The following is a 15,237-nucleotide window of genomic DNA, read 5'->3' as shown; positions in this document are numbered from 1 at the left end:
TTTGCCAAGAAGAACTTGTTGTACAGCGTTAAGTTTAAAGGTGGTGTCATAGATGGCTTTGGTTCTTCGTCTTTTAATACCATCAATACCGTGTGCTTGGTAGAGTTTGACCCAAAGCTCTACTGTTTTGTGGTCTAAACCAAAATGTTTTGCTGTGCGTTTGTAGCTGTGATTGTTTTGATAATAGGCCATCACAGACAGCTTGAAATCAAGTGTGTATTTTGCCATAGAAAGCACCCCAAGAGTTAGTAGTGGAATGTCTAACTTTTGGGGTGCGGTTCACTGTTGGGTCATGGTTATGTTTGCCAAACTTATGCTATAATGATGAGTATTTATCATAATTGCAAGTTAAGTTTTTGTATGAATGAATCCATCAATCTCATCGGCCTTGTGTTGCAAGCCAGCCTTGTTGTCAAACTGGTGATGGCATTACTGCTTATTTTATCCGTTGTCAGCTGGGTGATTATTTTTCAGCTGTTTATCAGAATTGGCGGCGTGGCACGCTTTGATGAACGCTTTGAGGCGTGGTTTTGGACGGACAGTCTTGATAAGCAGTTGGCTGTGGTACAAAGAGAAAATGAGCGGACGGGGCTTGAGGCGATTTTTTATGACATCATGAGCCAGCGTGATAATAGCCTGCCGCCCAATACCCATGTTGAGGTGCTGCAAAGACGATTGCACCAACAACTGGGCAATCAGCAGGCATTGCTTGAGTCTGGCTTGGCAACCCTTGCCAGCATCGCTTCGGTGTCGCCATATATTGGCTTATTTGGCACGGTTTGGGGGATTATGAACGCCTTTATTGGATTAGGTCAGGCAGATTCGCTCAGTCTTGCCATTGTCGCACCAAGCATTGCTGAGGCATTGATTGCAACTGCACTTGGTTTATTTGCCGCCATTCCTGCCAGTCTTGCATTTAACCATTTTACCGCCAAAGCCAATGCCATCTACGAACGCCGTAGTTTATTTGCCGAAGGTTTGTTGGCGACACTGCTGGCAGCTTTTACCAAAGCGGCACGATATACCGACACCGCCCAAGAGTCAAGCACACAAGGGTCTTATCATGGCTAGGCATCGCTTCACTCGCACACAAAAATCGCTCAATAGCCAGATGAATGTTGTGCCGTATATTGATGTCATGCTGGTGCTGCTTGTGATTTTTATGGTAACGGCACCGATGATGACCACAGGGGTTGAAATCTCTTTGCCTGCTGAGAATACCAAATCCATTAAGCAGTCGGATTTGCCCGTCATCATCAGTCTACAAGCCGATGGCACATTGTATGTCAGCCACAAAAACGCCATTGACGAGCCGATGGATCTTGTGGCACTTGATGGATTATTGCGTCAATTATATGCCGAAAATAACGAGCTGCAAGTCATGCTAAATGCTGATGCACGCAACCCTTACAGTCAAATCATGGCTGTCATGGCACGCATTCAGCAGGCAGGCATTAGCCAAGTGAGCTTATTAAGCGAAACAAAACCCACCAAGTAGATTGTCATGAAGCCGTATTTGTCTACGCCCGCCAATGAACAAAAACGCACTGTGGCACTGCCCATTGTGGCAAGTGTGCTGGTGCATGGGCTTGCTATCTTTGCACTCAGCTTATCATCGATAATGCCGCCACAGCAGCCAGCCGCCATGACAACCGTGCTGGCAAGTCAGGCTGATTTTGCCGCTGCCAAAGACGCTCTATTACAAGCCCAGCCCAAAAAAACCAGCCAAACCACGCAAATAACCCCTTCTGACATGGCACTGATGACTGCCCAAACTTATCATCGCCAAGCCTACCAATCCACCAAGCCAGCTGAAGCGTATCAAGAGCTGGCAAGTTCCACGCCAAGTTTTGATGATTATCCTACACTTGACACCAACAATCCTCCAAGCGATACCAGTGAGTTGGCGACAATTGGCAGCACAACAACAACCAGTACACCAGACAAGGCTCAAATCAATGCCGCATTGACCGCTGTCAAAAACCGCATCGAAACCATCTGGAAAAGATATCCAGCCCAGCCCAATCAAAGCATCAGCTTTCAGGTGAATATTGATGGCAATGGCAATGTAACAGCCATCATTTATGGGGGCGGACATCCTGATTTAAAAGAATCCATTGAAGCTGCGGTATACGCCGCTGCACCCTTTAGTGAGCTTGCAGGACTAAGGGATAATATCAAGCTGCAATTTGTTACCGAGCAATTAATCAGCACGCCCAATGAGCCATGAATTTAACAATTGATAGGAAAGCCAATATGCCAACAATTCGTATTTTGCCACTGACACTATTTATCAGCCTGATACCATCAGTTGCCATGGCACAAGATGAAGTGATTGTGGTTACTCGCCAAGTACAAGAAAGTCGCTACCCTGTGGCGGTCATGCCATTTGCTGATGCAGGACGCATTACCGACAATCTGACGCTTGCAGGGCTTGGGGCAACAGCACAAAATCTGCCACAAAACACCACCAATGCTACCGATATTGTCAATAATCTTAGCACTTGGCGTAATCAAGGATTTCGTCAAGTGGTGCTGGTGCAAACGCACACCATGCCAGCCAATAAACTTGCCATCAGCTATCAGTTGGTTGATACCACCACAGGCTCGGTTGGTGCCAAACAAACCCAAGTCAGTGAGAATAACAGCACTGCCTTGGCAGCCTCTTATGCCCAAATCAGCGATAAAATTTATCAAAGCATCACAGGCAAGCCATCAGATTTGGTCGGTAAAATTGCCTTCGTTGAAGAAACAGGCTTGCCAAGCAACAAAACCTCCATGTTAAAACTTGTGGACATGAGTGGCAAAAATTTGGCAACGCTTGATACGGTCAATGGCTCAATCATGACGCCAAGTTTTTCGCCAGATGGTCGTTATATCGCCTATAGCGTACAAAGCAAAAACGCCCTGCCTGTGATTTATGTGCGTTCACTGGATAACAATCAGGTGCAAATGGTTACGCCATTTTGGGGGCATAATTTAGCACCGAGTTTTTCGCCAGATGGGGGCAGTTTGATTTTTTCGGGCAGTCATGAGGCAAACAATCCCAACATTTATCGGCTGAATTTGGCAGCAAACAGTCTTGAGAAACTGACCAGCTTGTCAGGAGCAGAAAACTCTCCCAGTTATTTGCCCGATGGTACAGGGTTTGTTTATACCGCAGATCATGGCACTCGCAGCCAAAGTTTGCAAAAATACGACTTTGCCACAGGCAAAAGCACCCAGCTTGTCGCCCGTGGCAGCAACCCCCGCGTTAGTGCTGATGGCTCAAAAATCATCTACACTGCCGCAGGCCGTATCATCATTGTCAATCAACAAGGCAAGACGCTGCAAAGCTTTGCTGTCGCAGGCACAGAAACCGCCGCCAGTTTTTCGCCATCGGGCAGCCGCATTGTCTACGCTGTCAATCAAGGCAACCAAAGTCAGCTGATGATTCGTTCATTGTCCAACAATGCCGTGCAGACACTGCCAACCACAGGCGTTGTGCGTGATCCAGTGTGGTCAAAATAACCCATGCAATATCAGCATTTATGGTTGCGACTTGGGCTGATTTTGGCGGCACTGTCTTTGACTGCTTGTCAAAATATCCAATTAGCACCAAGCCCATTGCCGATTAAACTCAATGAGCCACAGCCAGTCATTACGCCTTCGCAATCACAAGGTAGCAACCAGCTGCCACAAAAAAACCGCCCTGCCAAGACCAAGCCACCGCAGGTCAGAGGGCGTGTTTTTTTGCTGGAGGATTGGTTCTAAGAGTATCTGCTTTATGGTTGCTTGCTCGCCTTAAGTCTGTACTTGAGTTTTTATAATAATTAATAATATATTTTAATTAAACACAGCTATCTGCCTAAGCTTGACACCGCCCTTTTTAACTGGCTAAGCGAACAGTATTTGCCTCAAAATACAAAAGCAGCTCATGGATTTTGTCAAGGCGTGCTTGCGTGTCCATCACCGATGGGCTTTGATGGCGGATTGTCGTTTCGCCAAGCATACGATAGCCATCGCCAGATTGAATCAGCTTAATAATCGCCAGACCATCAACCAAAGTATCAGGGCGAAACAAGATGGTAATAACCCTGTCTGTTGCGTCAATCTTAGCAATGCCCAACGCCTTACTGCGAATACGAATGCGATGCACAGCAAATAAATTCTGGGTAGCAACAGGCAAGGCACCAAATCGGTCAATCATCTCGGTACGCACAGCAATCAGTGCTGCAATATCATCTAAGCTGCTGATTTTTTTATAAAATAACAACCGCTCATGCACATCAGCCAAATAGCTCTCGGGAATCAGTGCCGAAGCATGAATGTCAATTTCGCTGATTAAGTCCAGTGGCGTGGCAAGGCTTGGTGTTTTGCCCTGCTTGATGGCCTTGGTTGCACGCTCAAGCATATCCATGTATAGCCCAAAGCCAATGGTTTGCATATTGCCACTTTGTTCCTTGCCCAAGATTTCGCCAGCACCACGAATTTCCAAATCCTCTGAAGCCAGCATAAATCCTGCACCCAGAGTATTGGCACGAGTGATGGCATCAAGGCGTTTTTTGGCATCTGCACTTAGTCCTTTTAGCGAAGGCACAAGCAGATAGCAGTAGGCTTGATGATGACTGCGTCCGACACGACCTCGCAACTGATGCAGCTGAGCGATACCAAATTTATCCGCTCGGTGAATGATGATGGTGTTGGCATTTGGTACATCAATGCCAGTTTCGATGATGGTGCTTGCAACCAAGACATTGAATTTTTTGTGATAAAAATCGCTCATCACCATCGACAGCTCTGTCTCATTCATCTGTCCATGTGCCACCGCAACGCGAGCCTGCCCCACCAGCTCTCGCAAGCTATCCGCTGCCGCCTCGATGCTGGCAACATCATTGTGCAGATAATACACTTGCCCACCACGCAAAATCTCACGCAAAATCGCATCAACAATTGTACTGTCTGATTTTGGCAACAAAAAAGTCTTGATGGGCAAGCGTCTGGCAGGCGGTGTGGCAATGATAGAAATATCCTGCATACCAGACAATGCCATATTCAGCGTGCGAGGAATGGGCGTTGCTGTCATAGCCAGGCTGTCAATATTGCTTTGCAATGCCTTGATTCGCTCTTTGTGCCGCACGCCAAAACGATGCTCTTCATCAATAATCATCAAGCCTAGACGCTTAAATTTAACATCGTCCTGAATCAACTTATGTGTGCCGATGACAATATCCACCACGCCTTCTGCCAGACCTTTGATGACTTTTTCGTGGTGTTTTTTATTACCAAATCGCGAAAGACTTTCAATTTTAATTGGCCAATCAGCAAATCTGCTCAAAAAACTGTCCTCATGCTGCCCTGCAAGCAGCGTGGTAGGCACAAGCACCGCCACTTGATAGCCTGCTTGCACGGCAATAAACGCCGCACGCATTGCCACCTCTGTCTTACCAAAGCCAACATCGCCGCAGATAAGCCTATCCATTGGTTTGGATTGCTTCATATCATGAATTACTGCCTGTATCGCTTCGGCTTGATCTGGCGTTTCTTCAAAGGCAAAACCGCTGGCAAACAACTCGTATTGAGCCATGTCAATGTCAAAACTAATACCAGCTCTGGCATTGCGTCTGGCTTGGGTGTTTAACAGTTCAGCGGCAACATCATAAATCTGCTCTAAGGTTTTTTGTTTGGATTTCTCCCATTTACCCGAGCCGATTTTTGACAAAGCAACCGCTTGCGAATCTGTACCGCTATAACGCCCAATCAATGCCAAATTGGTAATTGGCACATAAATATTGGCATCATCGGCGTATTTTAGATGAATAAATTCTTGCTCACCCTCGCCAACATCAAGCACCACCAGCCCCTGATAACGACCGATGCCATGCTCCAAATGCACCACCAAAGCACCTTCGGTCAGCTCGGTTACTGATTTGACCAAAAAATCTTGCGAAACACTGGATTGGCGGCGACGGCGTGCCTGCAATACCTGCCGACCAAAAATTTGCGTCTCACTAATGATGCAGATGCTATCATCACCTTGCAACCACAAACCTCGCTCAATGGCAGAAACGCTGATGGCAACTTTATTTGTATAAAATCTATCTTTTTTATTAATAAAATCTTGATAATTATCAACCAGTTCGGTATCGATTTTACCTTTTAGTAACTCTAAAATAATCTCACGGCGACCAGCACTTTCGGCAACAATCAATGTGGCTGCCTGATTGGTCTTAATAAAGTCAAGCAGCTCTACAAGTGGCTCTACCGCCTGATGATTGATAAGCAAAGTTGGTGGCGGCACAATCTGCATATCGCCAAGTTTTGGTTGGTCACTTTGTGCGTAGTCGGCTTGCTCTATGGCAGCTTGTTGCGATGTATCAATGACAATGCGTGCATAAGATTTTAATGCTTGATGAAATTCATTATTTGGCAAAAATAAATAATCAGGTGGCAAAATTGGCAGCTGTTTATCATGAGCTCGTGCATGATAGCGAGATTGGATTTGTTGCCAAAAACGCTCATGTTGCTCTGCCGTATTGGCATGGCTGACGATCAGTGCATCTTGTGGCAAATAAGAGAACAAACTGCCCGTGCTTAGCCATTGATCAATATCAAAAAACAGCGGTGCATAATATTCCACCCCCTGTGCTGCAATGCCAGCCATCACATCATTAAACAGTTCAACTTTTCTGGCACTGACTGCCTCAAAGATACTGGCAAAATTCTGACGAAATAATTCACGCCCTTCGATTAGTGGAAATTCTCGTGCAGGCAACAGACGCATTCGCTCAACGCTTGCAGTCTTGGGCAGTTGCCAGTTGGCTGTTTCGCTATTTTCCCAAGATTGTTTTTTTAGTTCTGCTAATTTATTATCATCAATGGTTCGCTGTGTTTGCGGATCAAAAAACTTGATGGATTCAATTTCATCATCAAATAAATCAAGGCGAAACGGCAAACTTTGCCCAATTGCAAAAATATCAACAATGCTGCCACGCACAGCAAATTCACCAGGCTCAAAGACATTATCCGTGTGGATATAACCTGCCTTACTTAGCCGTTGTTTTTGCTTGTCAATATCAAATCGCTCGCCAACTTGCAAATCAAAGTGCCTGCCAATTAGCCAAGCAGGTGGTGCAATTCGTTGCATCAGCGTCTGTATACTCACCAACAAAATACCCGTTGTTGGCATTTGGGTCAGCAGTGCAATCCGCTCGGAGCTGATGTCTTGATGCACGGATAACTGATCGTATGCCAAAATCTCCCAATCGCTAAAAACTTTGGCAGTGATGCCAAAAAATGCCAATTCTGTTTCTAGCTGATTTAGCTCATGCTGATCTTTGGTAATCATCACGGTTAGCCGCTGCTTACCAAGATGAGACAGCCAAAAACTCAAATCAGCACCACCCAATAAAGGCAAAGTGGTCTTATGGGCAGGCTTTGTGGGCAAATCAGCGGTGAGATTTTGTATCATATAAATTTACCAATTATTTAGTTTTTCTTGCCATGCACGGCATTTATTAGCAATGGTGTCTACCGAATGCCCCATGATATCGGCGGTAACGGCAATGTATTCTACAGGCCTGCCAGCCAACTCATCACGCAGCTGGTGGATATTCTCAAGAGCAATACCGCCAATAATACACAGCGGAAAATCAACCTCAATCGCTTTTAGCAAAATATCGCGTGAGATGATATTGGCACGAGGTTTGGTGATGGAGGCAAATGCCGTACCCATCGCACCATAGCTTGCCCCTTCTCGCTTGGCTTGCTTAAATAAGGCAATGTCAGTATGGCAGGTGCGACCAATCACCACATCATCGCCCAAGATTTCTCTTGCTACACGCACACTACCATCACGCTGACCTAAGTGCAGCCCTGTGCCAAAATGCGATGCCAATTCCAAGTCATCATTCATTACCACATCAATATCGTAGTCATTGGCAAGGCTGACGATCATCTCTGCCTCTCGATAAACGGTTGCCAAGTCGTATAATTTTAAAGTAGACTTGCGGCGAATTTGCAGCAAAGATACCGCACCTGTATCAAACACTCGTTGCAGTTTGTCAAGCAGTGTTGTTAGCTCGTCATCATTGGTCAGCAAATACAACTTCGGTGCTTTGTCAGTGCTTTGTGTATTCATGGCAAATTCTCCTTATCATCGCAATGAACCATGCTTGTCCAAAGCAGCATTATAACGCAGATGATGAATTTGTGCCATCTGCTTATTACCTAAAGCACAGACAGAGATGCCAAAATTTCAGCAAATACAATTAGTTTATTGTTTAATAATTATTAAGTATTGATAAATGGTAAAATTTTGCCAAAAAAAATCCCAAACCTTGCGATTTGGGAATAAACAACTGTTTTAAAATATGGCGCAGCGGACGGGGCTCGAACCCGCGACCCCCGGCGTGACAGGCCGGTATTCTAACCAACTGAACTACCGCTGCTAAGTGGTGGGTGGTAACGGGATCGAACCGCTGACCCTCTGCTTGTAAGGCAGATGCTCTACCAACTGAGCTAACCACCCTAAAATGCTTTTTATGATACTGTGTCAAGGTATCGCATTTTAAGTAACATTTTCAAAAACTTTGAAGAACTTGATTTTCGTCTTGTTCATCGTCTTTGTGGTGCGTATTATATACGAAATTTATCAACTGTCAAACTTTTTTTGGGGAAAATTTGGTATTTTTGTTGATAAAGTTTGTAACTTGTTGATATTACATAAATTTATTTTTTATTGATTGCCATCAAGATATTGCTCAAGACTGGCAAGTCGCTCAAGCGTACCGACATCAACCCATTTGTTATGCATTTTTTCGCCAGTTACTTTGCTCTGTGTCATCGCAGTGCTTAGATAAGGTGCCAAAGGTGCGATTTGTCCCACAGCGACCTCATCGAGCAGCTTGTCTGACAAAACACTAATGCCTGCAAAGGTCAGTGGTGAGCCATTAGCCGCTTTGGTTGAAACCTTGCCTTCGTGCAATACAAAATCCCCTGCCAAATTATGATCAGGATTATCCACCAAAATCAGATGTGCCAAATAATCGCCAAGCTTGTGATCGCGAAGGCTGGTAAAGTCATACTCTGTCCAGACATCACCATTGACCAAGATAAATGGGGCGTGATTTAACAAACCTTGATGCAGTGCGTATTTTATGCCACCTGCTGTCTCCAGTGGCTCGCCCTGCTCAACAGAAATATGCAATGATATGTTTAATTTTTCTTCAAGGTTTAAATCAGCCAATCCTGCAATTAGCACATCAGCCAGATAGCCTGCATTTAGCGTGATATGACGAATGCCTGCTTGTGCCAATCGTTCAATATGCCAGACAATTAGCGGCTTGCCAGCCACTGGAACAAGTGGTTTTGGTGTATGAAGTGTCAAAGGTTGCATACGCGTCCCCTTGCCCGCCGCCAGAATCATCGCCTGCGTTATTGCCATCGTATCGCCCCTAGATTTGATGATATTATTTAGATTTATTAATAAATTTATGCTGATAAGCTGGCAAGACTTGATTATTAATCCATGTCAAAAACTCGCCATAAACTGCCTCATTGCTATGTGCATTCAGCCAGTTTAGCTCTGTTAATAAATCACGCATCACCTTAGGAATGTCATGCAAATAGCGATGCTTGCCATCTCGTTGTGATAGGCGAATAAAAATACCCAAGACCTTCAAATGACGCTGCACGCCCATAATGTTGGTCTGTCCGATAAAACTGCCCAAATCAACCGCTGGGCGTATCAGCTGATAAAATTCCTGAATGCGTTTTTCTACCCATTGTTCATCATAATCAATATAAGCATCACGCACAAGGCTAACCAAATCATAAGTATAAGCACCAATCAGTGCGTCCTGAAAATCAATCACCCCCAAACCATCACTACCCTTATCCATCATCAGGTTACGACTGTGATAGTCTCGATGCACCACAACGGCTGGTTGGCTGCTTATATCTTTGATGAGTTTTTCGGTGAGTGTTTGCCACAGTTGTTGTGCAGGCAAATCCAAAGTAACACCCAAATATGGCAAAAACCACTGACAAAACAGCTCCATTTCTTCACGAAGTTTGTCATCGCTGTAGGCAGGCAAATCAATATCGGTATCAATTTTTTGCAAATCCGCCAAGGTGGACAATGCCAAAGTATAATAACGATCTTTGTTATCTACATCAGAAGCGATGGCATCAGCAAACTGCACTGTACCAAAGTCTTGCAGCAACAAAAACCCCTGTTTTTCATCTTTTGCGATAATATTTGGCACATTCACAGCCTCGCTCATCAGCTCGGCAACATGAATAAATTGCCCAATATCCTCCTTGTCAGGTGGTGCGTCCATCAGCAAATAGCTCATCTCATGCTTGCCCTGCTCGCCAATAATCGGCAAATGAATGCGGTGATAGCAACGAAAACTGGCATCAGCTGCCAAACTCTCCACGCGAAATCCTGCCGCCAAATGGCTGTGCAAAAAATCCATCATCTGCTGCTTGCGTAAGGTACTCATCGGATTATCCTTTTGTGATTTGGTATTGGGCTGTTTTGTGGCGATAGCAACATTTATCATGGTGCAATACTGGTTTTGGATTTTGGCTATTTTATAGCCCTTAAAATGAAGTTCTTTGGTTGTTTAAACCATCAAGCCACAATCTTGCGTACTGTCATGCGTTAGTTTAGCTGATTTTTCTGATTTTCACCAGTAAAATTGTTTGTGTGTATGATAGCTTTGTTGCACGGCGTGTTATCCAATAGATTGCAATCAAGGCGGTAATTTTGTCAATGGTGATAAATACAGTCGCACCAAACGCAATAATGGTGTAAAATAAGTAAAATTTTTCTTTGCAAGGTTTGGTTGTGATTCATCTTCATCATTCTTCTGCCAGTTGTACTGCTGTTTGCCACAAATCTTCTTATCTGTCTGTCGCCATTCGTTGTGCGTTATTTGGCATGGTAAGTTTGCCAATCATGATGTCAGCCCATGCCAATGATGATAGCACCAAGACTCAAACAGATGCTTGGCAGGTTAATGCCACCAAGCAAGTTGCAGATAACACGGCAGATTCGGTTGGTTTGGCTGCAAGCAATCAGCCAAATGCGTTTGATGGCGTGGATTTTGCAACCATCAATCAGCAGGCACAAACTTTATCTTCTAGCGAATCGTCAAGTGTAGCACAGAATACGGACACTGCCACAACTTGGCAAAGCGATGAAAATGCAGCAACAACCAAAAGCGATAAAGATACCAGCCAAGATGCTCGCAGTCGCAGCCTTGCCAAACTTGCCGAAAATTATCACACCAAGCCCAATGAACAGGCTCGCTGCCAAGGGGTTTGGTTGCAGCCCACAACCCAAGCCACGCAGCGTTTTGATGGCGATGGCAATCCGTTGGCTGCCGATGGGATTTTTGCACAAGCGGATTATGGATATTATGACGCCGCCCGATATGCTGAATTATCAGGCAATGTCATCGTTGAACAAAACGGTCAGCGTGTCAGTGCCGACAAAGTAGAGCTTGATACCATTACAGGGCGTGCTGTGGCTTCAGGTCAGGTGCTATTTAGCGATGCTGGTGCCACGCCCAGCAAAACAGGCTTGATTGGCGTTGCCGAAAATCTAGAATACAGCACTGATGGCAAGACAGGCACGGCAAAAGATGTGGCATTTGCCAGCACCGCCATCAATGCACATGGCTATGCAGGTCAGATGGATAAATTAAGCGATAACAAATATCGCCTGCAAGAGGTGATGTTTAGCACCTGCCCTCCAACCGAACGCAAATGGTATCTGGACGCTGATAGCATCGATATTGATAACAACACAGGGCGTGCCATCGCAAAAAACACCACCTTACGCATCAAAGATGTGCCAGTGCTTTATTTGCCGTATTTTAACTTCCCAATTGACTCTCGCCGTGCGTCAGGGTTTTTGTTGCCAAATATTGGCTTTGGGGCGACAAACAGCTTTGAGATCAGCACGCCGTATTATTTTAACCTTGCACCCAATTATGATGCCACCCTTACGCCAACGATTTTTAGCAATCGCAATCCGATGCTGACGGGTGAATTTCGTTATCTGACCGAAAATTTCGGTGCAGGAACCTTAAATGCCTCTTATCTGCCAAGCGACAAACGCTATAACTATCAAGATCGTAGCCGTGTCCGCTTTGATCATACATGGCAGCCGAAAAATTTTAATAAAATCAATACCTATGCACAGTACCAATATGTCTCTGATGCCAAATATCTCTCCGATTTTAATACCCTAGGGATTGATACCATTGCTCTGAATTTGCCACGGCGTATCGGAGCAAGTTTTGCAGGCGAGTATGTGTCGGCAGATTTGCGTGCAGAGGATTTTCAGCGACTTGATGGTGTTAATATTGACGGCACGCCAATTTTGGACAAAGACCGTCCTTATGCACGCCTGCCACAATTATCAGTGGCTTATCAATTGCCAAAAACCTCATTGGGGCTACCAGATGGGATAAAAATTGACGGCATTCATAATTCTGCTTATTTTAAGAAAACCATCAAAGACAATTCCGAAGCCGAAAAAAGCGGCGTGCGTATGTTTAACCAAATCAGTGCCAGTTATCCCATACTACGTTCTTGGGGCTATGTAACGCCAAAATTAAGCCTATCGCATTTATACGCCAGTTATGATGAGGACAGTTTGGCTGATCAGAAACTGACCAAAGAAGAAGGCAGTTACTCGATTTTTGCACCGACGCTTAGCATTGACAGTGGGCTGTTTTTTGAAAAACAGGGCTCACCATTTGGCTGGTATGATGACAGTCTAGGTGGCTATCAGCTGCTGACACCTCGCTTGCATTATACTTATACACCATTTAAAGATCAGCAAAAACTGCCAAATTTTGAAACCAGCATTGCCAAACTAAGCTATGAGCAACTGCTAAATAACAGCTGGTTTTTGGGTTATGACCGCATTCAAGACTTGCACGCCATCACGCCAGCGGTGAATTATCGTTATATTGATAGCACAGGCGTTACTCGCTTTGAAGGTGGCATTGCCGAGCAATTATTATTAAGCGACACTCGAGTCGGCATTGACAAGAGTGAGAATTTTAGCGGCAGAGCTTCGGGCATGGCGTGGCAAGCCTCACTACAACCAAAAAACAATCTATGGATTGAGGCGGCAGGTAGTTTTGACACTCGCTATCGCCCAAGCAGCGTCATTGCCCAAGTGCGTTATCAGCCAAGCGACAGTAAATTGTTTAACATTGGGGTGATTGAACGCAAAGAGCACAAGGCAACCAATCAATACGCCCTGTCTGCCTACACTGCTTCGGCAATTTTCCCTGTGAATAATCGTTGGCGATTGATGGGTCAGGTGCAGTATGATTATCAACAAGGCTATCTGATGGATTCACTGTTTGGGGTGAATTATGAGGATTGTTGCTATGGACTGTCCGTCTATGCACGCCGTTATCGTGATGCCATCAACCCAAGCCTGTCGCCAAATACCGCCATCATGGCAGAAATTCGCCTAAGTGGCATCACCAGCGTAGGTCGCCTCAATCGTCTGCTTAGCGAGAAAATCTTGGGCTATGATCAGGTACAAAATGCTTGGCAGCAAGCCTACTAAACAAAAAAGTTACTTGTTATTGGCAAGGCTGTAACAGATTGTCAATAGCATTCTTAATCATCAGATGTTGTTTGACGATTGCTATACTAAGTGCTACACTTAGATAAATTAATACAGCTTGCGACAGTAAGCAGTTTTTGTTAATTAACATGATAATTATAAGGATTATCCATGCAGACCAAATTTCTTATAAAAAAATTAGCCGTTGCCATCGTAGGCTTAGGCTTAAGCATAACAGTCGCCCAAGCCTCCATCAGTAGCAACAGTACCGATGGCATTGTTGCTGTTGTGAATGATGAAATTATTCTAAAAAGTGAATTAAATCAAGCCAAACAAATCGTTGCTGCCGAAATACAAAAATCAGGGGCGAGTGCCACAGCTGAACAAATTCAGATGCTGGCACTTGATAATTTAATCAACGAAAAGCTACAGCTTGGGCTGATTAAACGAGCAGGTGTTGTGCCAAATGACACCATCATTAACCAACAACTCCTTGCCATCGCCCAGTCAGAGGGCTTGTCAAGTTTGGCTGAGCTACAGTCGGTACTTGATGCCCAGCAAGCAGGCAGCTATGCCGCCATGCGTCAGCGTCTGATTCAAGAAGCTGCCATCGCTGCCTTGTGGCAAAATCAAGTACAAAACCGTGTTCGCATTAGCGATGATGAAATTGAAGCTTTTTTACAAAGTCCAGAATCAGCACGGATAAACCAAACCAAATACCAACTGCTGCATATCCGTGTGCCATATCTGAGCAGCAATCCAGATGCCAATGCACGCCAACAAGCAGGTATGACGGCATTACGCGTCAAGTCAGCTTTGGATAGCGGCTTGGGGCTTGATCAGGCAATGAAAACGGCTCGTGCCGACTATGCTGCCGAATTACAAGGTGCAGACACAGGGCTGATTGACGCGGTCGCCCTGCCTGCAACGATTGCTGGCGAAGTAGATAAGCTAAACATTGGGCAAACTTCAGCACCAATCATCACTACAAATGGTATCGATGTTATCAAACTGGTCAATAAACAACAAACAAACCAAGTTATTATTCCAGAGTGGCAGACCAGCCATATTCTTGCTCGCATCGATGACAATCAAGGTGCTGATATGGCAGAACAAAAAATCAACGCACTATATCAAGCATTGCAACAAGGGGCGGATTTTGCATCTCTGGCAGCAACCTATTCTGATGACACAGGCTCAGCGGCAGCCAAGGGCAGCTTGGGCTGGGTTGGCGAAGGTCAGATGGTCAGCGAATTTGAAGCCATGATGAAAAATACCGCTCAAGGTGATTTTTCGGTGCCATTTCGCTCACAATTTGGCTGGCATATCTTAAAAGTGGATAATATTCGCCAGCGTGATATTACCGAGCAGTATCGCCGCAATGTTGCACGAGAATATCTGTTTGCACGCCAAGCACCACAAGCCCAAGAGGACTGGTTGCAAGAATTGCGTGCTGGTGCATACATAAAAATTTATGAATAAGCCCAAGATACCGCCTGTGATGGCGGTATTTTTATGTACAGAATTTATGGCAATTTATGCCAGCAATGCAAGATTTGACAAATTCGCCAAAACACGGTCAAATAGCCTGATGGCGAATAGGCAGCACGAGCAATTTTTATAAAAAACTTTGCTGATGATTTGGTCGGATT

At 45.0% G+C, this 15,237-nt stretch carries 13 protein-coding genes and 2 tRNA genes; 8 read left to right on the top strand and 7 right to left on the bottom strand.

The features are described from left to right. Positions 1–228 (bottom strand): helix-turn-helix domain-containing protein (locus BW928_RS05700; RefSeq protein WP_144295803.1); only part of this gene is annotated, 228 nt, incomplete at its 3' end. Positions 229–360: 132 nt separating this feature from the next. Between BW928_RS05700 and BW928_RS05695 the strand changes: the two genes are divergently transcribed. Genes BW928_RS05695 through BW928_RS05675 form a run of 5 tightly spaced genes read left to right on the top strand, consistent with a single transcriptional unit; the run spans position 361 to position 3,753 of the window. Continuing rightward, the gene (locus BW928_RS05695) at positions 361–1,071 is read left to right on the top strand and encodes a MotA/TolQ/ExbB proton channel family protein (protein ID WP_076555271.1); all 711 of its coding nucleotides are present in this window, start codon (positions 361–363) and stop codon (positions 1,069–1,071) included. Then, positions 1,064–1,498 carry an ExbD/TolR family protein gene (locus BW928_RS05690; protein WP_375537531.1) on the top strand — a complete coding sequence of 145 codons (435 nt, stop codon included), beginning with the start codon at positions 1,064–1,066 and terminating at the stop codon, positions 1,496–1,498. Before BW928_RS05695 ends, BW928_RS05690 begins: the two co-directional genes overlap by 8 nt. Positions 1,499–1,504: 6 nt before the next feature. Continuing rightward, complete coding sequence (locus tag BW928_RS05685) at positions 1,505–2,230, top strand: hypothetical protein (RefSeq protein ID WP_076555270.1); 726 nt, start codon at positions 1,505–1,507, stop codon at positions 2,228–2,230. Between the two features lie 26 nt (positions 2,231–2,256). After that, positions 2,257–3,510, top strand: coding sequence for a beta-propeller domain-containing protein (locus tag BW928_RS05680; protein WP_076555269.1), 1,254 nt, complete (start codon positions 2,257–2,259; stop codon positions 3,508–3,510). 3 nt (positions 3,511–3,513) lie between these two features. Then, the gene (locus BW928_RS05675) at positions 3,514–3,753 is read left to right on the top strand and encodes a hypothetical protein (RefSeq protein ID WP_076555268.1); all 240 of its coding nucleotides are present in this window, start codon (positions 3,514–3,516) and stop codon (positions 3,751–3,753) included. A gap of 115 nt (positions 3,754–3,868) precedes the next feature. Here the strand turns inward: BW928_RS05675 and mfd are convergent, their stop codons facing one another. The 6 genes from mfd to BW928_RS05645 all read right to left on the bottom strand — a co-directional run bounded on the left by mfd (position 3,869) and on the right by BW928_RS05645 (position 10,487). Next, on the bottom strand, positions 3,869–7,450 hold the full coding sequence (mfd, locus tag BW928_RS05670; protein ID WP_076555267.1) for a transcription-repair coupling factor: 3,582 nt from the start codon (positions 7,448–7,450) through the stop codon (positions 3,869–3,871). A gap of 6 nt (positions 7,451–7,456) precedes the next feature. Then, positions 7,457–8,119 carry a thiamine phosphate synthase gene (locus tag BW928_RS05665; protein WP_076555266.1) on the bottom strand — a complete coding sequence of 221 codons (663 nt, stop codon included), beginning with the start codon at positions 8,117–8,119 and terminating at the stop codon, positions 7,457–7,459. A 233-nt stretch (positions 8,120–8,352) separates the two neighbouring features. Then, a tRNA-Asp gene (locus tag BW928_RS05660) sits at positions 8,353–8,429 on the bottom strand. Between the two features lie 4 nt (positions 8,430–8,433). Beyond that, positions 8,434–8,509: transfer RNA gene (locus BW928_RS05655), tRNA-Val, on the bottom strand. Positions 8,510–8,716: 207 nt separating this feature from the next. After that, a complete protein-coding gene (locus tag BW928_RS05650; protein WP_076555265.1) occupies positions 8,717–9,424 on the bottom strand; it encodes a nucleotidyltransferase family protein in 708 nt (235 codons plus the stop codon). Positions 9,425–9,449: 25 nt separating this feature from the next. Then, positions 9,450–10,487 carry an aminoglycoside phosphotransferase family protein gene (locus BW928_RS05645; protein WP_076555281.1) on the bottom strand — a complete coding sequence of 346 codons (1,038 nt, stop codon included), beginning with the start codon at positions 10,485–10,487 and terminating at the stop codon, positions 9,450–9,452. A 347-nt stretch (positions 10,488–10,834) separates the two neighbouring features. Between BW928_RS05645 and BW928_RS05640 the strand changes: the two genes are divergently transcribed. From BW928_RS05640 to BW928_RS11650, 3 genes are all read left to right on the top strand, one after another. Next, complete coding sequence (locus BW928_RS05640; protein WP_227516555.1) at positions 10,835–13,585, top strand: LPS-assembly protein LptD; 2,751 nt, start codon at positions 10,835–10,837, stop codon at positions 13,583–13,585. A 171-nt stretch (positions 13,586–13,756) separates the two neighbouring features. Beyond that, positions 13,757–15,067, top strand: coding sequence for a peptidylprolyl isomerase (locus BW928_RS05635; protein ID WP_076555264.1), 1,311 nt, complete (start codon positions 13,757–13,759; stop codon positions 15,065–15,067). After that, positions 15,060–15,209, top strand: a complete 150-nt coding sequence (locus BW928_RS11650) for a hypothetical protein (RefSeq protein WP_158078437.1) — start codon at positions 15,060–15,062, stop codon at positions 15,207–15,209. Before BW928_RS05635 ends, BW928_RS11650 begins: the two co-directional genes overlap by 8 nt. Positions 15,210–15,237 lie beyond the last annotated feature (28 nt).

Origin of the sequence: Moraxella cuniculi DSM 21768, from assembly GCF_900156515.1 — a bacterium.
GTDB classification, from domain to species: Bacteria; Pseudomonadota; Gammaproteobacteria; order Pseudomonadales; family Moraxellaceae; genus Moraxella; species Moraxella cuniculi.
This window is presented reverse-complemented; position numbering and strand designations above follow the sequence as displayed.